This is a genomic window from Roseburia hominis A2-183, assembly GCF_000225345.1.
Lineage (GTDB): Bacteria > Bacillota > Clostridia > Lachnospirales > Lachnospiraceae > Roseburia > Roseburia hominis.
Window position 1 is genome coordinate 560,580 of sequence record NC_015977.1, and the last position, 21,227, is coordinate 581,806.

Below are 21,227 nucleotides of genomic sequence, written 5' to 3' on the forward strand. Positions count from 1 at the left end.
ATGATACGAAGAATAACAGCGCTCGGACTGATTCTGGTGCTGGCGGCGGGCATACCGATCCAGGCATCGTCGGCTTCCACAGAGAAAGTGACGGAGGACGCCGCTTCCACAAAATCCCTGCAGGAGGCGCAGGACGAGAAAGCCCAGCTGGAAAAAGCGCTCAAAGAGGCGCAGAGCACGATTGAGGATCTCAGGGATTCCAAGGGTGATATCGAGAGCAAGGTAACAGAATTGAACCAGCAGCTGATAGATATATCCGCGCGGATCACGGATCTTGAGAATCAGCTGACGGCAAAGAGCGAGGATATCCAGGAGACGAAGGACGAGCTTGCCGGAGCCAAAGAGAGGGAAGCACAGCAGTACGCGGATATGAAAGTGCGGATCCAGTTCATGTATGAGAACGGGCAGACCTCTTATCTGGAGGCGCTTTTATCTTCCAGAAACATTTCTGAATTTTTAAATTCCGCAGATTATATCGCACAGATACAGAGCTATGACAGACAAAAGCTTACCGAGTACCAGGACACCGTGGAGTCGATTGTGAATCTGGAAGCCCAGCTGGAGCAGGAGTATACTGATCTGGAGGCACTCAAGTCGACGGTCGAGAGCAATAAAGCGACTGTTGCCGCTATGATGCGGCAGAAGGAGTCGGAGCTTGCGGACATCTCGGGAGATATTGAAGATGCGCAGAGCGACGCCGACTATTATGCGGCGGAGATTCAGGCGCAGGAAGAACTGATTGCGGCGATCAAGAGAGCGGAAGCGGAGAAAGCGGCAGCCGGGGTGGAGGAACATCCGTATACCGGAGGAGCGTTCCGGTGGCCGTGCCCGAGCAGCACACGGGTGACCAGCGATTATGGAACGAGAGTATCCCCGATGTCGGGAGCGTCGTCGAACCATAAGGGAATTGATATCGGAGCATCGGCGGGAGCGGACATTATCGCGGCGGCGGATGGAACGGTAACAGCGGCATCCTACAGCAGTGCGGCGGGCAATTATGTGATGATCGACCACGGCGGAGGACTCTACACCGTCTACATGCACGCATCATCCCTGCTGGTATCGCCCGGACAGACCGTGTCGGCGGGAGATGTGATCGCAAAAGTCGGAAGTACCGGCATTTCAACCGGAAGCCATCTGCATTTCGGCGTCTCTTTAAATGGAAGTTACGTCAGCCCGTGGAGTTACCTGGGCGGCTGATGGAGAAAGTACACGTAGGCATTGACCGAAATTCCCTGTCCTTGGACAGGGAATTTTTACATATCTTATTACGGATAGCATACAGAAATGAGGGAAACTATGGACGAACAAAGAGAAAATATGCAAAACGGCATGATAGAAAATGAGACAACCGGAGAGCAGAAGCCGGACGGCGGAAAAGAGCGCAGACGCCGTGGAATGGGAGCCGGCATCCTTCTTGGAATCTGCGGAACACTGGTCGTCGGAGCGCTTGGCATTTATCTGACCTGCCGCTTTACCGGAAGCCAGATACTCATCACCAATGCAGCGGCAGATACGGACGGAACGACCCTGCTGGATGCAAAGACAACCGCAAAGATCAACGAACTGTCAGCTTACGTTGATCTGTATTATTATGAAGATACCGATGTTCAGGATTTAAAGGACGGTCTGTATGCGGGACTGCTGGAGGGACTGGATGACAGATATTCGGTTTACTACACGGCGGATGAGTACGCGCAGACGCAGGTCAGCATGACGGGTCAGTATTACGGAATCGGGGCAGGGCTTGCGCAGGATAAAGATACCATGCAGGTCACAATCACAAAGGTTTACGAGGGAACACCGTCCGAGAGTGCGGGACTTCGCAACGAAGACGTAATTCTGTCGGTGGACGGAACCGAGGCGGATACGATGGATGTCACGGATCTCGTGAAGCTGATCCGCGGGGAAGCCGGGACGACGGTACATCTTGAGATCTACCGCCCGTCTACCGGAGAGAATCTCTCGTTTGACGTGGAGCGTGCCGATGTGACGCTGCCGAGCGTATCTTCACAGATGTTAAACGATACGATCGGTTATATCCGGATTGAATCTTTTGAGAAGGATACGGCAAACCAGTTTGAGAAGGCACTTGCGGAACTGGAAGGGGAAGGGCTTACATCGCTGGTGGTCGACCTTCGCTATAACGGCGGCGGACTTGTCGATTCCGTGGTACAGATTCTTGACGATATTCTGCCGGAAGGTCTGATCGTCTACACGGAGGATAAGAACGGACACCGCGAGGAGTACCGCTCCAGCGGAGACACGCATTTTGACTATCCGATGGCGGTGTTAATCAATCAGGACAGCGCCAGCGCTTCCGAGATTTTTGCAGGAGCCATCAAGGATTACAACTACGGAACGCTGATCGGAACGACGACATTCGGCAAGGGCATCGTGCAGAGCCTGTTCCCGTTGGAAGACGGAGACGCCATCAAGCTGACAACCGCGAAATATTTTACGCCGAACGGCAACTATATCCACGGTGTCGGAATCGATCCGGACATTGAACTGGAATATGAGTATCTCGACCCGGACGGAGAGCAGTATGAGATCCAATACGATAATCAGGTGCAGAAGGCAATCGAAGTGCTGAGTGAGAAGACACAGAACGACTGATCGGAGTGAGGAGACGGGATGAAGCTTCGGATATACCGTGTGATAACAGGAGGACTTCTGCTTCTTTGTATGGTGATGATTTTCCGGTTTTCGGCACAGCCGGCATCGGAATCGGAGCAGGTCAGCGGTGGGGTTGCCTACCGCATTGTGGAAACATGGAGTCATCTGACAGGAACAGAATATACACAGAGCGAGATGGAAGCATATGCCGACCGGATTGATTATCCGGTGCGCAAGCTGGCGCATATGACAGAATATGGAATACTCTGTCTGCTGGCGTGCGCTTTTGTGCACGGATATTCCGGTAACTGGAAAGTGTGCGGAATTTCGGCGGTTGCGGTCGCGGCGCTTTACGCGGCGACCGATGAGATCCACCAGCTGTCTGTCCCGGGGCGCGCCGGACGGTTCCCGGATGTGTGTATTGATACGCTGGGAGCGGTGATCTGGCTGCTGCTTTTTACAGCGCTGCGAAAATTGTGGGAAAAGATTGCGAAAAGACGGGGCTTCCAGTACAATAAGAATAGAAAAAATGAAAGAGGTGATAACTGTGGTAGAACTTGATCAATTTAAAGTGACCCTGAACACATACAGGGAACCGCTGCAGGAAGTGAGGGATTCACTTTGACCTGGTAAACAAAGAACAGCGGATCCAGGAGTTAGAGAGGGAGATGGAAGCTGCGGATTTCTGGAATGATCCGGAGGTCTCCCAGAAAAAAATGAAAGAGTTAAAGAGCATGAAGGACGATGTTGCCACATATGCTTCTTTGACGACACAGTTTGAAGATATTGAGACACTGATCGAGATGGGATATGAGGAGAATGACGCCACGCTGATCCCGGAGATCGAAGAAATGCTAACGGAGTTTACGACGACGTACGATGCCATCCGCGCAAAGACGCTTCTGTCCGGCGAGTACGATGGGGACAATGCCATTGTGTCGCTTCATGCGGGCGCGGGCGGTACGGAGTCCTGTGACTGGGCGGCAATGCTTTACCGCATGTATACACGTTGGGCAGATGACAAGGGATACAGCGTGGAAGTGCTGGACTCCCTGGACGGAGAGGAAGCAGGCATCAAGTCCGTGACATTCCAGGTAAATGGAGAAAATGCCTACGGCTATCTGAAATCAGAAAAAGGTGTGCACCGTCTGGTGCGTATCTCACCGTTCAATGCAGCGGGAAAGAGACAGACCTCTTTTGTGTCCTGCGATGTCATGCCGGATATTGAGGAAGATCTGGATGTGGAGATTAATGACGATGATCTTCGGATCGATACGTACCGCTCCAGCGGTGCGGGCGGACAGCATATCAATAAGACGTCTTCCGCGATCCGTATCACGCATCTTCCGACCGGTATTGTGGTACAGTGCCAGAATGAGCGTTCCCAGTTCCAGAACAAGGACAAAGCGATGCAGATGTTAAAGGCAAAGCTGTACCTGTTAAAGCAGCAGGAGAATGCCGAGAAGGCGGCGGGAATCCGCGGCGAAGTGACGGAGATCGGGTGGGGCAACCAGATCCGCTCCTATGTCATGCAGCCGTATACGATGGTGAAGGATCACCGCACCGGTGTGGAGACCGGTAATGTGGACAGCGTGCTGGACGGAAAGCTGGATATCTTTATGAATGGATATCTGAAGTGGCTCTCCCTCGGCTGCCCGAAGGGACTTGGAGGAGACGATGAGCAGTGATGTGATCCGCACCTTAAAGTGGGTGTTTGGAAAAGGCGGTCTGATTGAGGAATATAAGCGTCAGGAACAGATGTTGGAGGAGACACCGAAGTCGGTCGCTTCCATGACGCGGATTTTTGCACCCCAGATTTCCCGTGATTTTCCGGGAATGAATCTGGAGCAGTTTGAGGCGCTCGCACAGCAGCAGCTTGTGGCGGCGCTTCAGGCAGTGTCGGCGGGGAATCTGGAAAGTGTCGCGCGCGCTTCCGATGAACTGAAGGAGCAGGTCAGCCGTCAGATTGAGGGAAACCGTGCGGCAGGAGTGCGTGAGACCTATGAGCAGATCCGCATTCATCAGACAGAGATTTCCAATTACGAAAAAAAGAACGGCACTTGTGTGATCACATTTCAGAGTGCGGTAGAGCATTACCACTACAAGGAAAAAGCGGGCAAAATTATCTGGGGATACAAAGACCGGAAGCTGCAGACAAAGTACAATATGGAGCTGCTCTATGTACAGGATGCGGCGCAGCAGACGGAGGGAAATGCCTTCGGGCTGAACTGCCCGAACTGCGGGGCTCCGATGAAGGGACTTGGACAGCAGATCTGTGAATACTGCGGCAGCCCGGTTGTACCGGTAGACACCAGAGTCTGGCGGATGGTACGTTTTTCTGAGGTGGATTATCACCATGTGTGAATACATTTTTGGCGCATGATTCTGTGCATATGAAGTTTTGCAGGAACTTCCAATAAGAACTCGTCAGAGTACAACGAAAGAATAGAACAGGAGGAATTGTTATGGGAATTATCAAGGCAATCGGTAGTGCGATCAGCGGAGGACTGGCGGATCAGTGGCTCGAGGTGTTCGAGGCGGATGATATGGGGGAACAGACCGTCTTTACGAGTGGTGTGCTGATCCGGAGAGGACAGAATACCAAGGGGACGAACAATACGGTGAGCAATGGCTCCGTGATTCACGTGTACGACAACCAGTTTATGATGCTTGTGGATGGAGGAAAAGTAGTCGATTACACGGCAGAACCGGGATATTATAAGGTAGATAATTCTTCCCTGCCGTCCATGCTAAACGGTGAACTGGGAGAATCAGTAAAAGAGACGTTCAACCGTATCAAGTACGGTGGACAGACGCCGACGGCACAGAAAGTATATTTCCTGAATCTGCAGGAGATCAAAGGGATCAAGTTTGGAACGAGAAACCCGATCAATTACTTTGATAATTTTTATAACGCAGAGCTTTTCCTGCGCGCACACGGTAATTATTCCATCAAGATCACGAATCCGCTGCAGTTCTATGCGGAAGTGATCCCGAGAAACAAAGACCGTGTCAATTACGATGAGATCGGCGAGCAGTACCTGTCAGAGTTTTTAGAGGCACTGCAGTCGGCGATCAACCAGATGTCGGCGGACGGAACACGTATTTCCTATGTGACTTCCAAGGCGATGGAACTGGGCAAGTACATGCAGGACATTCTGGATGCTGATTGGAACCAGATGCGCGGTATGGAGATCCAGAAGGTCGGTATCGCGGGCATTTCCTATGACGAAGAGTCCCAGAAGCTGATCAACATGCGCAATGAGGGCGCAATGCTCGGAAGCGATTTCAACGTCATGCGCGGTATGGCGGTCAAGAATATTACGGAGGGTGTGCGTGACGCCGGAAGCAATGCGAACGGTGCCATGGCAGGCTTTATGGGAGTTGGCATGGGAATGAATGCCATGAACCAGACGCTGTCCGGACTTGGCGCGATGCAGACACCGGCAGACATGCAGGCAAATGCAGGAATGCAGCAGGGCAGCGCGGCACCGGCAGGACAGATGCCAGCGGCAGGCGCAGTGCCGGCAGGACAGACACCGGGGGCAGGTACTCAGGCGGGCTGGACATGTGAGTGCGGTCATGTGAACACCGGAAAGTTCTGCAGCGAGTGCGGAAAACCGATGCCGGTATCTGACGAATGGACGTGTGAGTGCGGCCATGTGAACACCGGAAAGTTCTGCAGCGAGTGTGGAAAACCAAAGCCGGTATCCGGTGAGTGGACGTGCGAGTGCGGACAGACGAACACCGGAAAATTCTGCAGCAACTGTGGGAAAGCGAGGAACTAGCGATGGCAATTATCAGTTTTAAGTGTCCAAACTGTGGCGGAGAACTGATTTTTGACCCGGCGACACAGAAGTATAAGTGTGAATACTGTAATTCGCTGTTCACACAGGAAGAACTCGATGCGATGAAGCCGATGCAGGGTGAGGAGCCGGAAGCTGCCGCACAGGAGCGGGCAGCACAAGCGGCAGCCGGGGCAGCGGCAGGTGAGAAGGCAGAGACCGGGCAGACAGTGGGAGAGCGGGAAAGCGAACCGGAGGGCGAGGCGGTGTATTACAGCTGTCCGTCCTGCGGCGCAGAGATTGTGACGGATGCGACGACTGCGGCAACCTTCTGCTATTACTGCCATAATCCGGTCGTGCTCGGAAAACGGCTGGAAGGCAGCTATCTGCCGAATAAGATCATTCCGTTTGAGATCGGCAGAGAGGATGCAGAGAAGAAGTTTCTGGATTTTGTCAGCAAAAAGAAATATGTGCCGAAGGCATTTTTTAACAAAAAACAGATTGAGAGCATGACAGGCGTTTATTTCCCATACTGGGTCTACGACGTGGAGCTGGAGGGAAAGATGCAGGGAGACGCGAGAAGTGTGCGCATGTGGACGACGGGCAATACCCAGTACACGGAGACCAAATATTATGCGGTGGAGCGCGAGGGCAATGTGTCGCTTCGCAATCTGACGGAGAACGCGTTGAAGAAGGCGAATGTAAAGCTTACCAGCGGTGTGATGCCGTACGCCTATGACAAGATGAAAGATTTTCACATGGGATACCTCTCCGGATTCCTTGCGGAGCGCAGAGATATTGAGCAGAATGCTGTGCAGGGCAAGATGCAGCACACCATGCGTGAGAGCGCTGAAAAGCTGATGCGCGATACCATCAGCGGTTACAACAGCGTATCGGTCAAGAATACGTTTTTTGCACCGAAGAAGGAAATCTGGTCGTATGTGCTGCTCCCGGTATGGACGATTACATATAAGGGCAGAGACGGAAAAGTATACTACTATTCCATGAACGGACAGAATGGAAATATCTGCGGTGATCTGCCGGTTGACCGCCCGAGACTTGCGCTCACCAGTCTGTTGATAGCGCTTGGCATTCTGGTATTCGGACTGTTAGGAGGGTATTTCTTATGGTAGAGAAGATGAAAAAATCGCTCCTGTGGTGTCTGGTATGCCTGGTGTGTCTTGTTCCGTGCAGCGGTGCGGCACTGGCGGCGGAGGCGGACGCGGCGCAGGATGCAGCGGATGGTTATGTGTACGATGAGGCGGGACTTCTTATGGCAGATGAGATCGCGGACTTAAACGATGAGATCGCCTCGTTTATGGAAGAATCCGGCTGGAATGTCTATGCGGTCACGACAGATGATGCACAGGGGAAAAGTGCGACCGCATACGCGGATGATTTCTTTGACGAACATTCGCCGGAACAGGAAGACGGTGTGGCATTACTGATTGATATGGATAACCGCGAGATCACGATCTCCACCTGCGGTATCGCGATCCGTTATTTGACGGATTCGAGAATTGACGATATCCTGGATGCCGCGTACGCGAAGATCAGCAATGGCGATTACAATGGCTGTATGCATTCCATGCTGACCGGTGTGGAGAATTACTATGAAAAAGGGATTTCAGAGGGACAGTACAATTATGACTCCGAGACGGGGAAGATTTCCAGATACCATGTTCTGACGCTTGGGGAGATCTTCGGCGTGCTGGCGGTCGCCATCGGAGCCGGCTGCATCATTTATTTTACGATCAGCAACAGTTACAAGGTGCGCGGAAAGGGATATTATTACGCTTACCAGCAGAATTCCAAGGTCAATCTGCGCGTCAAGGAAGATCGTCTGGTGAATCAGACGACGACGCATCACAGGATCTCAACGAGCAGCGGCAGCAGTGGAGGACATTCCTCCTCGCACAGCGGAAGAAGCACGACGCACACGAGCAGCAGCGGCAGATCACACGGCGGAGGAAGCCGCAAGTTTTAAAGGGAGAATAGCTTCCATAACTAAATTTTATTACGGATATTCACAAAAGAGGTTGCCTGTGCAGCCTCTTTGTGTTATTATCTTCCTCATGAGGACAAGTGTCAGCGTGCTGCACACATACACTCGTGAGGGATACCAGAAGAAAGAGGATTATGAGGAACATGAAAGAGAAAGGTCAGTATTATGTATTAAAGGAAAAGGCGGTGCCGGATGTACTGCTTCGTGTCGTGGAGGCAAAGCGGCTGCTGGATTCGGGGAAGACGGACTCCGTGCAGGATGCGACAGAGCAGGTCGGGATCAGCCGGAGTTCTTTCTATAAATACAAGGATGATATTTTTCCGTTTCATGAGACAGCAAAGGGGAAGACGATCACCATGGTCATCCAGCTGGATGATGAACCGGGACTGCTGTCGATTGTGCTCAAGACGGTGGCAGAGTTTCACGCCAATATCCTGACGATTCATCAGAGTATTCCGATCAACGGGATCGCATCGCTGACACTCTCGGTCGATGTTCTGCCGGAGACGGGAGATGTGACACAGATGGTGGCGAGCATCGAGGAGCAGACAGGGATACATTATGTGAAGATCCTCGGAAGAGAGTAGGAACAGAATAGGATAGAAGACGAAAGTGGAGGCAGTATGATCAGAGTAGCAGTAATGGGATATGGAACCATCGGTTCCGGCGTAGTGGAAGTATTAGACATCAATAAGAACAGCATTGCAAAGCGTGCCGGAGAAGAGATTGGTGTGAAATATATTCTGGACTTAAGAGATTTTCCGGGGGATCCGATTCAGGAAAAGGTGGTACATGATTATAAGGTGATCGCAAATGACCCGGAAGTGCAGATCGTCGTCGAGACGATGGGCGGTGTGGAGCCGGCGTACACGTTCGTAAAGGCAATGCTTACCGCGGGAAAACATGTGACGACCTCCAACAAGGCGCTCGTTGCGGCAAAGGGTGCGGAGCTGATTGCACTCGCCAAGAAGAAAAATGTCAATTTCATGTTCGAGGCGAGCGTCGGCGGCGGTATCCCGATTATCCGGCCGCTCAATTCCTGTCTGACGGCAGATGAGATCGAGGAGATCACCGGAATTGTGAACGGAACCACGAACTACATGCTGACGAAAATGACCGAGGAGGGATCGGAGTTCGACGATGTGTTAAAGGATGCGCAGGCGAAGGGTTATGCGGAGAAAGACCCGACCGCTGACATTGAAGGATACGATGCCTGCCGCAAGATCGCCATCCTGACATCCCTGGTATGCGGACAGCAGGTGGACTTTGAGGATATTCACACAGAGGGTATTACGAAGATCACAGCGACCGATATCCGGTATGCGAAGACAATGGGCAGAGCCATCAAGCTTTTGGCATCCAGCCACAAGGTGGGAGACGGATATGTGGCGATGGTAGCGCCGTTCCTTTTACCGGCGACACACCCTCTCTACAATGTCAACGATGTGTTCAATGCCATCTTTGTACACGGCAATGTGCTCGGCGATGCCATGTTTTACGGAAGCGGCGCCGGCAAGCTCCCGACGGCGAGCGCGGTTGTAGCGGATATCGTGGATATGGCGAAGCATCTGGACACCAATATCGCGGTGGAGTGGAGCTCTAAGAAACTGGAACTGGTGGATTACCGCAACGTCGAGAACTGCTATTTTGTGCGCACGTCCGCAGATGAGAAGCGCATAGAAGAAGTCTTCGGTGAAGTGAGTTATGTAACGGCGGAAGGCGTATCCGGAGAGACCGGATTTGTGACGGCGCGCATGAGCGAAGCTGATTATGAGAAAAAGGCGGCGGAGCTTGGCAGTGTACTTCAGATGATCCGCGTGGCACAGTAAAACAGGGATCCGATGTGAAACAGCAGGCTGATAACAGCAGAAAGTGAAGTGTGAGATGAAGTATTTGGTAATTCTTGGAGATGGCATGGCAGACCGCCCGATCGAGAGTCTGGGCGGCAGGACTCCGTTAGAGTATGCAAAGACACCAAAGATGGATGAACTGGCAGCGAAAGGTGAGATCGGCATGGTACATACGATCCCGGACGGCATGAAGCCGGGCAGCGACACTGCCAATCTCTCCGTGCTGGGATACAACCCGAGAGAATTTTATTCGGGGCGTTCTCCGCTTGAGGCACTCTCTATCGGTGTTCCAATGAAAGACACGGATGTGGCTCTGCGCTGCAACATCGTCACGCTTTCCGAGGAGGACAATTACGAGGACCGTACGATCATCGACCACAGTTCGGGTGAGATCAGTACCGAGGAATGTGCAGTGCTCTTGGAGGCGGTGAAGAAGGAACTGGAGACAGACATTTTTCATTTTTATGTGGGCACAAGCTACCGCCACTGTCTGATCTGGGAGAACGGCGAGGTGGTGGATCTGGTGCAGCCGCACGATGTGCTGGGACAGAAGATCGGAGACAAGCTTCCGGAGAACGAAGCGCTTCGCACCATGATGAAGAAAAGCTATGACATTCTCGTGAATCATCCGATCAACATCGAGCGTAAGAAAAAGGGATTAAATCCTGCGAACTCCTGCTGGTTCTGGGGCGCAGGCACAAAGCCGGCACTCTATCCGTTTACGGAGCGCACCCACAAACAGGGCGCGATGATTTCTGCAGTTGATCTTCTGAAGGGAATTGCGGTCGGCACTTCCATGAAAGTCATCACAGTGGACGGTGCGAACGGCGGTCTGGATACAAATTATGAGGGAAAAGCGAACGCGGCGTTAGATGTCCTGACGAAGGACGGATATGACTTTGTCTACGTGCATCTGGAAGGACCGGATGAGATGGGACACCAGGGCAGCGTTGAGAAGAAGGTAAAGGCGATCGAGCGCCTGGATGAGCGCATTATCCGGCCGATCGCCGAGGGACTTGCGGAGGCAGGAGAGGATTTCCGCATGGTGGTGCTTCCGGATCATCCGACACCGATTTCCCTGCGCACACACACGGCGGACAATGTACCGTATCTGCTCTATGACAGCACGGCAGAGCGCAGTGAGAACTGGCATTACAATGAGCGCGAGGCGGCGCAGACAGCCAACTTTATTCCGGAAGGACATAAACTGATCGAATATCTGCTGCAGATGTAAGAAAAATCCATCTTCCTATTTAGGGTAGGAAGGTGGATTTTTTTGTGTCATAGCAAACTTCGTTTCTATGACACAAAAACGTGCCGGGCGGCTATGATCCGGATTCCCGCAGATGCTTTGACTGGGAAAAGGTGCACACCGATACCGACGTGCGAAAGAAGCTGACGGAGCTGACGCATATCCGCAGCTGCACCGCGATCACCGACGGAAATGTGGAGCTTGCAGCGGAAAACGGGATGCTCTGTGTCAGGCGGAAGGCCGGGGGCGAGGGCGTATCGCTGTACATCAATATGACGGAGGAGCAGAGGCGGCAGGAGCATTGCCTGAAAGCGGACAGCAAGGTGCTTTCTGCTCACCGGGCATCGGTTCTTCCGGCAGCTGGTGATGGGAAAATGACCTGCGGCGTCTGCGTGGAGCCGGAAGGGTATCTGATTGTGAGAGAGCAGAGGGAAGCGTTGGATTGATATGGGCGGAAATTCCGCAGAAAAGAGGAAGCAGATGAAACGAAAAAAAGAGGTGGCACTGTTACTTCTGACAGCCGTCCTTGCGGCAGCAGGATGTGCGGATGAGAAGACGACGGGGGAGAAGACGACGGAGAGCGGCAGCGCTGCCGCGGTATCCGGAAGCAGTGTTTTTGACGGTGAACTGGAGGAGAATGTCACGATCCGGGTATTGGAAAATGACACCGCCATTTCCAAGGGATATTTTGAGGAGCTGATTACCGCATTCAATGAGGCGTACGCCGATCAGGGAATCACGGCGGTGGATGCCAACATGGATCAGTACCTGGATCTGGCAAATGACGGACCTTATGGCTATGGACCGGATGTGTTATACCAGGCGAACGATGTCATCATGCAGTACGCCAAGGGAAAACATATCTATCCGCTTCCGGTACAGCAGCTGTCCTGCTATGAGCAGATTCCGGAGAGCGCGTGGAAGGCATATGAGACGACCGTGGACAGCACGACCTACTGCTGCGGTGTCCCGGTCAATGTGCAGGCGCCGATGCTGTACTATCGGGCGGATCTGCTGCCGGAGGACTGGCAGGAGAACTGGGATGAGGATCAGAACGGCGTGCCGGATATGGTGGAGAACTGGAACGATCTGTATGCATATTCCAAAGAACGCCATGAAGAAAATCCGGCGCAGTACGGGTATATGAAGTCGCTGTACGATGTGTATTTTTCCAGCGGATTCTTATTTTCCTACGGCGGCTATGTGTTCGGCGAGGAGAATACGAACCCGGAGGACGTCGGATTTTCTGCCGGCGAGGCGGAAAAAGGCGCGTGGGTTCTGCAGCAGCTTGCGGGTGTGATGAACGAGGAATGTATCGACGACACGATCACAACCAACGCATACAGCAAACTGGGGGATGGCACCTATTTTGCGACGCTCTCGACACCGGATATGTACTCCACGTTCGCAGATGAACTGGAAAAAGAATACGAGGCGGAGGGCATGAACGAGGAGGAAGCCAGGGAGACAGCAAAGCAGAATCTGATCATGACGACACTGCCGAAGCTTCCGGAAAGCGGCGATCTGTCGGAGAGCGATCCGGTACTGATCGATATGAAAGCGATGGGCGGAGTCAACGGATACGCAGTGAGCGCGTACACCAAGGCGCCGAATGCCTGCCTGGCATTTATTGATTTTGCGACAAGCTATGAGATGGTCACCAGACGGAGCGAGATGCTCGGAATTGCACCGGCGCGCGGCGATGCGGCGGAGAGTGCGGGGGACATATCGGAGAAAATCTATGCAAATCTCGAGAACGGAAATGTGGTGCTGATGCCGTCCATCTCCGAGGTGTCGCAGATCTGGACGCCGGCACAGACCTTTTTTACAGATTTAGCGAAGGACGCGTTCCGAAGCGGCAGTGGGAAAAAGTATCAGGATCTGCCTGCGCTAAAGAGCGGGCTGGAACAGGTGGATACACAGATCCATGACGCAATATATACGTTAAAGTAGCAGATATGGAGAGAACGGTATGAAGCAAAAAATAAAGCGTGCTGCTGCCTGGTTTGGTGACAGCAGCGGGAACGTAAAATTATCAATGGTCATCATGGGGGCAGGGCAGTTCCGCTATGGCGCAAAGGGAAAAGGCGTGTGCTTTTTCCTGGCGGAAGTCCTGATGATCTGCTATATGGCAATGCGCGGGTGTCGTGATCTCGCCGGTTTTTTTACACTGGGTACGACCAGAGGGGATGCATGGCTTGGCGTAGAGGGAGATAACTCGGTTGTCATGCTGCTGATGGGAATATTTGCGTGGATCGTTCTGGCGGCGTTTGTGTGTATCTACTGTGGAAACGTGCGCGACACCTACCGGATGCAGAAGCGGATCGAGCAGGGAAGAAGCGTGTTGTCCTTCCGCGAGGAGGCGGCACAGCTGCTCGACAAAAAGTTCTATGTCACGGTGCTCGCGCTGCCGGTCATCGGTGTATTCATCTTTCAGATCCTGCCGGTTCTGTTCATGATCCTGATTGCATTTACGAACTATGGCGGAGACATTGTACCCCCGGAACTCGTGGACTGGGTGGGACTTGCAAATTTTAAAAAACTGCTGACGCTGACGCAGTTTGCACAGACCTTTTTTAAGATTCTGGGATGGAATGTCGTGTGGGCGCTTGTCTCCACTGCACTCAATTATTTTGCCGGTCTCGGGCTGGCGCTGCTCCTGAATAAAGACTGCGTCAGGGGAAAAGCCATCTGGCGCGCATTTCCGGTGCTGGCATACGCAATTCCGGGATTTATCACCCTGCTGGCGTTTAAGTTCATGTTTTCTTACGGCGGACCGGTCAATCAGATCATTGTGGCGCACGGGGGCAGTGCGGTTGGCTTTCTGGATCTCGATGCCAAGTGGACGGCGCGCCTGATCGGACTTTTGGTCAACTGCTGGATCAGTACACCGCAGATCATGCTGCTCGCCACAGGAATCCTGTCAAACCGGGATGCTTCCTTATATGAAGCGGCGCGCATTGACGGGGCGGGACGCATGCAGCAGTTCCGGAAACTGACGCTGCCGTTCGTGCTTTTTTCGACAATGCCGGTGCTGATCGGACAGTTTATCGGAAATTTCAATAATTTCGGGATCTTTTACTTCCTGCGGGGCGGGCTGTATATGGACGGCTATTTCCTTGCGAGCGATACGGATCTTCTGATTAACTGGCTCTATAACCTGTCCATCGACAACAATTATTACTGCATCGGCGCGGCGATCAGTCTGATTATTTTCTTTATCACATCGGCAATATCACTTGTGGTTTACATAAAGTCACCGTCTTACAGGGAGGAGGATACGTTTCAATGAGCAGAAAAACAGAGAAAAAGCGGCGGATGTCCGCAGGAAGAATCCTCGATACCGGAATGACCTATCTCATATTGCTTGCAGTGGCGTTTGTATTCTTCTTTCCGTGCCTGTGGCTGATCCTTGCATCGTTTTCCAAATCGGGAACGATCTATTCGTTTGACGGTTTTTTCCCGGCCGGATACAGTCTGGTGAGCTTCAAACGGCTGTTTACGGATACGGCACTGTACAACTATCCGCGCTGGTTTGCCAATACACTTTTTGTGGCGGCAGGCAGCTGCATCCTCGGCACGTTTCTGGTGATTCTGACCGCCTATACCATGTCACGTTTTACGTTCGCGGCGCGCAAACCGATGATGAAGATTACGATGGTGCTCGGAATGTTTCCTTCCTTTATGGGAATGATTGCGGTGTACCTTCTGATGACGCAGTTTAATCTGATCAATCATCTCTGGGGACTGATCTTAATCTACAGTGCGGGAGCGCCGATGGGCTATCTGACGCAGAAAGGCTTTTTCGATACGATTCCCAAGGCGATCGACGAGGCGGCGAGAATTGACGGAGCCACGAATTTTCAGGTTTTTATGAAAATCAATCTGCCGCTCTCCCGGCCGATCATCGTTTATACTGCGCTCTCTTCTTTTACCTGGCCGTGGAGCGACTTTATTCTGCCGAAGCTTTTGCTGAAGGAAAAGAACCTGTATACGGTGGCGGTCGGTCTGATGAGCCTCGATGAGACGGAATTTGCAAGATTTGCGGCGGGAAGCGTGTTCATCGCGGTGCCGATTGTCCTGCTTTATTTTTTCCTGGTCAAGGACATGGTGAACGGCATGGCTGCGGGCGCGGTGAAAGGGTGATCCGGAATACAAAGTGGCAGCAGCCGCGGAACGGTGATCCGGAATACAAAGTGGCAGCAGCCGCGGATTTGAATAAGATAGAATGAGAAAGCCGTTTCGAGGAAAAATGTGCAGACAGTTTTATTGATCGTAGCGCTCTCTATGGACGTCTTTCTGGCATCCGTGGCGTGCGGGGCGGAACAGATCCGGATCGAAAAGAAGACAGCACTCTGCATCGGCGCGGTATGCAGCGGAGTGCTGTTTTTTTCATTAGTGTGCGGAAAACTGATCGATGGAGTGGTCAGGGAAAAATATGCGGCGTATCTGTGTTTTGCGGGATTGTTTCTGGTCGGCGCTTATAAGCTGACGGAGTACGGAATCCGGGCGTATATCAGGAGACACCATTTCCTGTGCAAGCAGGTAAAAATGAAATTTTCACAGCTGAATTTTATCATCAGCATTTACAATAATCCGGCGGCGGCAGATAGGGATTGCTCTGCGACCATGTCAGTGACGGAAGGAATATGTTTCGCGCTCGCCATGTCGGTGGACGGATTTTTCGGCGGTCTGGGGGCGGCGTTTCTGGATATTTCGATTGCCGGCACGGTATGCCTGAATCTGGTATTCAGTGCACTTGCGGTGCTTGGCGGAAGCGCTGTCGGGAAATATGCGGCGGACCGGTGCAAAAGAGATTACTCCTGGATCGGCGGCGCCCTGTTTGTGGTGCTGGCATTCAGCAAGATTTTGTAGATTTATAGTAAATGTGTCAAAAAAAGCTTGCGTTTTCATTGCGGTATGGTATAATATGCCTATACATGAAGCAGTGGAAACGCACAGCTCTTGTAAAATATAATTAGATATTGTGGGATCTGAGAGTGGAGATGATTTTAATTCCTGTGCACATGAGGGGTGCTTACAGGTTTTATGACGATGTCTCCTTTTTTTATGCGCTGCGCATGGGGAGCACGGGGCAGGAACGGATTTCACAATAGAGGGAAGCATAAATAAGCAATAAGGGGCAAACAAGGAGGAACATGGTATGGCAAAGTATGTGATGGCACTGGATGCAGGAACGACGAGCAACCGTTGTATTTTATTTAACGAGCAGGGAGAGATCTGTTCGATGGCACAGAAAGAGTTCCGGCAGTTTTTTCCGAATCCGGGCTGGGTGGAGCACGATGCCAATGAGATCTGGTCTACAATGCTTGGCGTGGCGGTTGAGGCGATGAACATGATCCGCGCGACGGCGGCGGATATTGCGGCGATCGGTATCACCAATCAGCGTGAGACGGCGATTGTCTGGAACAAGGAGACTGGAGAACCGGTCTATAATGCGATCGTGTGGCAGTGCCGCAGAACTTCGGACATTGCGGATGCATTGAAGGCGAAGGGTCTCGAGGAGACATACCGTCAGAAGACGGGACTGATCATTGACGCGTATTTTTCCGCGACGAAGATCAAGTGGATTCTCGATAATGTTGAGGGTGCGAGAGAGCTTGCAGAGCAGGGCAAGCTGCTGTTCGGAACGGTGGAGACCTGGCTGATCTGGAAGTTCACCAAGGGTGCGGTGCATGTGACCGATTATTCCAACGCATCCCGTACGATGCTGTTCAACATCAACGATCTGTGCTGGGACAAGGAGATCCTGGAGGAGCTGGAGATTCCGGAGTGCATGCTGCCGACACCGCGTCCGTCCAGCGAAGTCTACGGCTACACAGATCCTTCGTTTTTAGGAGATGCGATCCCGATTGCGGGAGCTGCAGGCGATCAGCAGGCGGCGCTTTTCGGACAGACCTGTTTCCACGAGGGCGAGGCGAAGAATACCTACGGTACCGGATGTTTCCTCTTAATGAATACCGGAGAGAAGCCGGTATTTTCCAAGAATGGCCTGGTCACTACGATTGCGTGGGGACTCGACGGAAAGGTGAATTACGCATTGGAAGGTTCCATCTTTGTGGCGGGCGCTGCGATTCAGTGGCTGCGCGACAACATGAAGATGATTGATTCTTCCATGGATTCGGAATATATGGCGAAGAAGGTTCACGGAACACACGGCTGCTATGTGGTTCCGGCGTTTACGGGACTCGGTGCGCCGCACTGGGATCAGTATGCGAGAGGCACGATCGTGGGATTGACGAGAGGAACGAACAAGAACCACATTATCCGCGCGACGCTCGAATCGATTGCACTGCAGGTGTGCGACGTCATCGATGCGATGCGTGCAGATGCCGGCATTGATTTAAAGTCCCTGAAAGTCGACGGCGGTGCAAGTGCGAATAATTTCCTGATGCAGTTTCAGGCGGATATGATCAATGCGCCGGTGAAGCGTCCGCAGTGCGTCGAGACGACTGCAATGGGAGCCGCTTATCTGGCAGGTCTGGCAGTCGGATACTGGAAGGATAAGGAGGACGTGGTCAACAACCAGAAGATCGACCGCATCTTTACCCCGGAGATGGAGGAGGAAGAGCGCAAGGCAAAACGCAAGGGCTGGAATAAGGCAGTCAAGTATGCGTACGGCTGGGCAAAAGACGAGCCGGAGGAAGAAGAGGAATAGTAGACGCGTTAGAAGCAAGCTTACCATATACTATAGGATGAAACGAAACCGCGCAGAGCCGGAAACGGACTCGCGCGGTTTTTCACTCCAGAGGATGCGGTGCTTCCTGTGCAGCTGCCGGTATCCCGGATATTGTTGAATTTTCAGATTCATGGTAGAATGAGTTAAAATGTGATGGAAGAGTTCTATGGATCGGGCATTGTGAAAGAGGAGCAGATACAGATGGAGATTCGATTATTATACGGAAATGAGATACAGTGGGCGGTGCAGACGGCGCATGAGGTCTATGAGCAGTGTGTGCGTCCGTATACAAGAAATGCGGCGGAGGTGCAGCAGTATTATGACTATATGAATCTGCCCAATCTTTCACAGGAGATGCTGGCGGGAAGGCTGTTTTTATGGGGCGCATTTGAAAACGGGCAGATGTGCGGCGTCAGTGCCATGCAGAATGTCGGACATATCACAGCGCTGTATGTAAGACCGCAGTATTTTAGAAGACGGATCGGCAGCAATCTGGTGGACCGGATGTGCAACTTTGCGGCATCCCGATTGCAGTGCGGGCGAGTGACGGTGCAGGCTGCGCCGTCAGCAGCGAATTATTTTTACCACACGGGATTTACGCTGATTCAGGGGGCACCGGCGGGAATGTACGTGCCGTTGGAGAGAAGAATCTGGTCGGTTCCGATGACCCAGGGATACATGGGAAATATCGGGGGAAGCGGCAGTACATCCGCGCAGGGCGGTGGTGTGCCGGTGGCGCAGCCGCGGCGCACAAAGCCGGAGATCACTTATCCGAAAAAGAAGGTAAGCGCCCGGGTGGTGCTTTGGCTTACTGCGGTAACCATCGCCTTCGCAGTGGCGGTAGTGACGGGAATTACCGTATATCATATCACACAGGAGGGAATCACGGGCGGATATGAGATGCCTGATCCGGTGGGGGACGAAAATACGGAAACGGACGATGGACAGGAACTGTAGCAAAAGAGCAGGCATTTAACCGGACAAAGAAGCGCAGGACGCGAAGCGGAAGGAGACGGAAGGTGGATACGACGACAAAGGGAACCCGCACAAAATACCGTCTGGCGGAGGCGATGAAGGAATGCATGAAGACGACACCGGTCGATAACATTACCGTGACACAGCTGACGGAATTGTGCGGTGTTACAAGGCAGACATTTTATCGCAATTTTATTGACAAGTACGATCTGATCAACTGGTATTTTGATATTTTACTTCACAAGTCTTTTGAACATATGGGGAGCGGGAAAAATATTTATGAGAGTCTCGTGAAAAAATTTATCTACATTCGGGAAGAGCGGGTCTTTTTTTCCGCCGGTTTTAAGTCTGCGGATCAGAATAATCTCAAAGATCATGATTTCAGGCTGATTCTGGCGTTTTACGAGGATCTGATCCGACAGAAAACAGGGAAAATGCCTGATGAGGAGATTGGATTTTTACTCGAGATGTACTGCCAGAGTTCCGTGTATATGACAGTGAAATGGGTGACGGAGGGGACGAAGATGCCGCCGGAGCGCTTAGCAGAACTTATGGTGAAGGCGATGCCCGAGAAAATAAGCGAGTTGTTTGAACAATTAGAAATATTGTATTGATAATAGAGGATTTTGAAATAGAAATTGTGATAAATAGTTACACTTCCCGGATTCTGTCACTTCCCTTTTGTACATTGTGTTGTTAAAATACGATCAAAGATCATTATGTATGGGAAAGGGGAACAAAAAAATGGCAAACAGAATTATGTTGAATCAGACATCCTATCATGGGGCGGGAGCGATTGCGGAGATCGTGAATGAGGCGAAAGCGCACGACTACAAAAAGGCATTTGTCTGCTCAGACCCGGATCTGATTAAGTTTCAGGTATCCACAAAGGTAACGGATCTGCTGGATCAGGCAGGGCTTTCCTACGAGATTTATTCCAACATCAAGGCAAATCCTACGATTGAGAACGTGCAGACCGGTGTGGCTGCGTTCAAAAAATCCGGAGCGGACTATATTATTGCAATCGGCGGCGGATCTTCTATGGATACGGCAAAAGCGATCGGCATTATCATCGCAAATCCGGAATTTGAGGACGTCAGAAGCCTGGAGGGCGTTGCGCCGACCAGGAAGCCGTGTGTGCCGATCATTGCTGTGCCGACAACCGCAGGTACCGCTGCAGAGGTTACGATCAACTATGTTATCACGGATGTTGAGAGAAAGAGAAAGTTTGTATGCGTAGATCCGCATGATATGCCGATCATTGCTGTGGTAGATCCGGAAATGATGTCCTCCATGCCGAAGGGGCTGACGGCATCGACCGGAATGGATGCGCTGACACATGCCATCGAGGGTTACACGACGAAGGCGGCATGGGAGATGACAGATATGTTCCATTTAAAGGCCATCGAGATTATTTCAAAATCTCTGCGCGGCGCGGTGGCAAACACGCCGGAAGGACGCGAGGGTATGGCACTCGGACAGTATATCGCAGGTATGGGATTTTCCAATGTCGGTCTTGGAATTGCCCACTCCATGGCACATACATTAGGTGCGGTTTATGATACGCCGCACGGTGTGGCATGTGCGATGATGCTCCCGATTGTGATGGAGTACAATGCAGACTGCACAGGCGAGAAGTACCGTGAAATTGCACGGGCGATGGGCGTAGAAGGTGTGGATGCCATGTCGCAGGAAGAGTACCGGAAAGCCGCTGTTGCAGCAGTCAGAAAGCTCTCCGAGGATGTGGGAATTCCGTCAAAACTGGAAGCTATCAAAGAGTCAGATCTTGATTTCCTTGCAGAGTCCGCGCATGCGGATGCCTGCGCACCGGGCAATCCGAAGGATGCATCGGTGGAGGATTTAAAAGAGCTGTTCCGCAAGATTATGTAATCCATCTTACATGAACGCAATTAAGAAGTCAGGTTAGGACAGATCCCTTCTTTGCCGGATTGCCGGCGGAGAGGGGATTTTTTTGTTTCATAGGAAATACCGTGATATATTAATATGTGAAAGCAGAACATTCCTATGAAATAAAAAACGC

Annotated in this window: 20 protein-coding genes; all 20 read left to right on the forward strand. The window is 52.0% G+C overall.

Going from position 1 to position 21,227, the window contains the following annotated elements:
• The 20 genes from RHOM_RS02505 (at nt 1) to fucO (ending at nt 21,076) form a co-directional block, all read left to right on the forward strand.
• On the forward strand, nt 1-1,200 hold the full coding sequence (locus RHOM_RS02505; protein ID WP_143761648.1) for a murein hydrolase activator EnvC family protein: 1,200 nt from the start codon (nt 1-3) through the stop codon (nt 1,198-1,200).
• 99 nt (nt 1,201-1,299) lie between these two features.
• Nucleotides 1,300-2,619, forward strand: a complete 1,320-nt coding sequence (locus tag RHOM_RS02510; RefSeq protein ID WP_014078687.1) for a S41 family peptidase — start codon at nt 1,300-1,302, stop codon at nt 2,617-2,619.
• 18 nt (nt 2,620-2,637) lie between these two features.
• Nucleotides 2,638-3,180: a VanZ family protein gene (locus RHOM_RS02515; RefSeq protein ID WP_014078688.1), complete on the forward strand. Its 543-nt coding sequence runs from the start codon at nt 2,638-2,640 to the stop codon at nt 3,178-3,180.
• A protein-coding gene (gene prfB, locus RHOM_RS02520) for a peptide chain release factor 2 (protein WP_118097229.1) occupies nt 3,167-4,307 on the forward strand; the annotation gives its coding sequence in 2 pieces (ribosomal slippage) (nt 3,167-3,241 and nt 3,243-4,307; 1,140 coding nt in all). The genes RHOM_RS02515 and prfB overlap by 14 nt, the downstream gene beginning before the upstream one ends.
• A complete protein-coding gene (locus RHOM_RS02525) occupies nt 4,297-4,983 on the forward strand; it encodes a TIM44-like domain-containing protein (protein WP_014078690.1) in 687 nt (228 codons plus the stop codon). Before prfB ends, RHOM_RS02525 begins: the two co-directional genes overlap by 11 nt.
• 101 nt (nt 4,984-5,084) lie before the next feature.
• Nucleotides 5,085-6,407, forward strand: coding sequence for an SPFH domain-containing protein (locus tag RHOM_RS02530; protein ID WP_014078691.1), 1,323 nt, complete (start codon nt 5,085-5,087; stop codon nt 6,405-6,407).
• 2 nt (nt 6,408-6,409) lie between these two features.
• Nucleotides 6,410-7,537 (forward strand): TFIIB-type zinc ribbon-containing protein, encoded by a 1,128-nt coding sequence (locus tag RHOM_RS02535; protein WP_014078692.1) that lies wholly within the window; start codon nt 6,410-6,412, stop codon nt 7,535-7,537.
• Complete coding sequence (locus RHOM_RS02540; RefSeq protein ID WP_014078693.1) at nt 7,531-8,391, forward strand: TPM domain-containing protein; 861 nt, start codon at nt 7,531-7,533, stop codon at nt 8,389-8,391. The genes RHOM_RS02535 and RHOM_RS02540 overlap by 7 nt, the downstream gene beginning before the upstream one ends.
• A gap of 161 nt (nt 8,392-8,552) precedes the next feature.
• Complete coding sequence (locus RHOM_RS02545; protein ID WP_014078694.1) at nt 8,553-8,996, forward strand: ACT domain-containing protein; 444 nt, start codon at nt 8,553-8,555, stop codon at nt 8,994-8,996.
• Between the two features lie 36 nt (nt 8,997-9,032).
• The gene (locus RHOM_RS02550; RefSeq protein WP_014078695.1) at nt 9,033-10,238 is read left to right on the forward strand and encodes a homoserine dehydrogenase; all 1,206 of its coding nucleotides are present in this window, start codon (nt 9,033-9,035) and stop codon (nt 10,236-10,238) included.
• A 55-nt stretch (nt 10,239-10,293) separates the two neighbouring features.
• On the forward strand, nt 10,294-11,493 hold the full coding sequence (locus tag RHOM_RS02555; RefSeq protein WP_014078696.1) for a cofactor-independent phosphoglycerate mutase: 1,200 nt from the start codon (nt 10,294-10,296) through the stop codon (nt 11,491-11,493).
• An 80-nt stretch (nt 11,494-11,573) separates the two neighbouring features.
• Entirely contained in the window at nt 11,574-11,957 is a 384-nt protein-coding gene (locus tag RHOM_RS02560) for a cyclomaltodextrinase (protein WP_014078697.1), read from the forward strand.
• 34 nt (nt 11,958-11,991) lie between these two features.
• Nucleotides 11,992-13,464 carry a sugar ABC transporter substrate-binding protein gene (locus RHOM_RS02565; protein ID WP_143761650.1) on the forward strand — a complete coding sequence of 491 codons (1,473 nt, stop codon included), beginning with the start codon at nt 11,992-11,994 and terminating at the stop codon, nt 13,462-13,464.
• Nucleotides 13,465-13,483: 19 nt separating this feature from the next.
• Nucleotides 13,484-14,803 (forward strand): carbohydrate ABC transporter permease, encoded by a 1,320-nt coding sequence (locus RHOM_RS02570; protein ID WP_014078699.1) that lies wholly within the window; start codon nt 13,484-13,486, stop codon nt 14,801-14,803.
• On the forward strand, nt 14,800-15,657 hold the full coding sequence (locus RHOM_RS02575) for a sugar ABC transporter permease (RefSeq protein ID WP_014078700.1): 858 nt from the start codon (nt 14,800-14,802) through the stop codon (nt 15,655-15,657). Before RHOM_RS02570 ends, RHOM_RS02575 begins: the two co-directional genes overlap by 4 nt.
• A gap of 108 nt (nt 15,658-15,765) precedes the next feature.
• Nucleotides 15,766-16,386 carry a manganese efflux pump gene (locus RHOM_RS02580; protein WP_014078701.1) on the forward strand — a complete coding sequence of 207 codons (621 nt, stop codon included), beginning with the start codon at nt 15,766-15,768 and terminating at the stop codon, nt 16,384-16,386.
• A gap of 289 nt (nt 16,387-16,675) precedes the next feature.
• Nucleotides 16,676-18,190 (forward strand): glycerol kinase GlpK, encoded by a 1,515-nt coding sequence (gene glpK / locus RHOM_RS02585; protein WP_014078702.1) that lies wholly within the window; start codon nt 16,676-16,678, stop codon nt 18,188-18,190.
• A 222-nt stretch (nt 18,191-18,412) separates the two neighbouring features.
• Complete coding sequence (locus RHOM_RS02590; RefSeq protein WP_158307315.1) at nt 18,413-19,168, forward strand: GNAT family N-acetyltransferase; 756 nt, start codon at nt 18,413-18,415, stop codon at nt 19,166-19,168.
• Between the two features lie 62 nt (nt 19,169-19,230).
• Nucleotides 19,231-19,800 carry a TetR/AcrR family transcriptional regulator C-terminal domain-containing protein gene (locus RHOM_RS02595; protein ID WP_014078704.1) on the forward strand — a complete coding sequence of 190 codons (570 nt, stop codon included), beginning with the start codon at nt 19,231-19,233 and terminating at the stop codon, nt 19,798-19,800.
• 130 nt (nt 19,801-19,930) lie between these two features.
• Complete coding sequence (gene fucO / locus RHOM_RS02600) at nt 19,931-21,076, forward strand: lactaldehyde reductase (RefSeq protein ID WP_014078705.1); 1,146 nt, start codon at nt 19,931-19,933, stop codon at nt 21,074-21,076.
• Nucleotides 21,077-21,227: the final 151 nt, after the last annotated feature.

What these genes read in the sequence shown, in the direction of transcription:
- RHOM_RS02570 (WP_014078699.1), top strand. Translation starts at nt 13,484, where the DNA reads ATGAAGCAAAAAATAAAGCGTGCTGCTGCCTGGTTTGGTGACAGCAGC.
- RHOM_RS02550 (WP_014078695.1), top strand. Translation starts at nt 9,033, where the DNA reads ATGATCAGAGTAGCAGTAATGGGATATGGAACCATCGGTTCCGGCGTA.
- RHOM_RS02545 (WP_014078694.1), top strand. Translation starts at nt 8,553, where the DNA reads ATGAAAGAGAAAGGTCAGTATTATGTATTAAAGGAAAAGGCGGTGCCG.
- glpK (WP_014078702.1), top strand. Translation starts at nt 16,676, where the DNA reads ATGGCAAAGTATGTGATGGCACTGGATGCAGGAACGACGAGCAACCGT.
- RHOM_RS02525 (WP_014078690.1), top strand. Translation starts at nt 4,297, where the DNA reads ATGAGCAGTGATGTGATCCGCACCTTAAAGTGGGTGTTTGGAAAAGGC.
- RHOM_RS02555 (WP_014078696.1), top strand. Translation starts at nt 10,294, where the DNA reads ATGAAGTATTTGGTAATTCTTGGAGATGGCATGGCAGACCGCCCGATC.
- RHOM_RS02505 (WP_143761648.1), top strand. Translation starts at nt 1, where the DNA reads ATGATACGAAGAATAACAGCGCTCGGACTGATTCTGGTGCTGGCGGCG.
- RHOM_RS02535 (WP_014078692.1), top strand. Translation starts at nt 6,410, where the DNA reads ATGGCAATTATCAGTTTTAAGTGTCCAAACTGTGGCGGAGAACTGATT.
- RHOM_RS02530 (WP_014078691.1), top strand. Translation starts at nt 5,085, where the DNA reads ATGGGAATTATCAAGGCAATCGGTAGTGCGATCAGCGGAGGACTGGCG.
- RHOM_RS02515 (WP_014078688.1), top strand. Translation starts at nt 2,638, where the DNA reads ATGAAGCTTCGGATATACCGTGTGATAACAGGAGGACTTCTGCTTCTT.
- RHOM_RS02575 (WP_014078700.1), top strand. Translation starts at nt 14,800, where the DNA reads ATGAGCAGAAAAACAGAGAAAAAGCGGCGGATGTCCGCAGGAAGAATC.
- fucO (WP_014078705.1), top strand. Translation starts at nt 19,931, where the DNA reads ATGGCAAACAGAATTATGTTGAATCAGACATCCTATCATGGGGCGGGA.
- RHOM_RS02565 (WP_143761650.1), top strand. Translation starts at nt 11,992, where the DNA reads ATGAAACGAAAAAAAGAGGTGGCACTGTTACTTCTGACAGCCGTCCTT.
- RHOM_RS02590 (WP_158307315.1), top strand. Translation starts at nt 18,413, where the DNA reads ATGGAGATTCGATTATTATACGGAAATGAGATACAGTGGGCGGTGCAG.
- RHOM_RS02510 (WP_014078687.1), top strand. Translation starts at nt 1,300, where the DNA reads ATGGACGAACAAAGAGAAAATATGCAAAACGGCATGATAGAAAATGAG.
- RHOM_RS02540 (WP_014078693.1), top strand. Translation starts at nt 7,531, where the DNA reads ATGGTAGAGAAGATGAAAAAATCGCTCCTGTGGTGTCTGGTATGCCTG.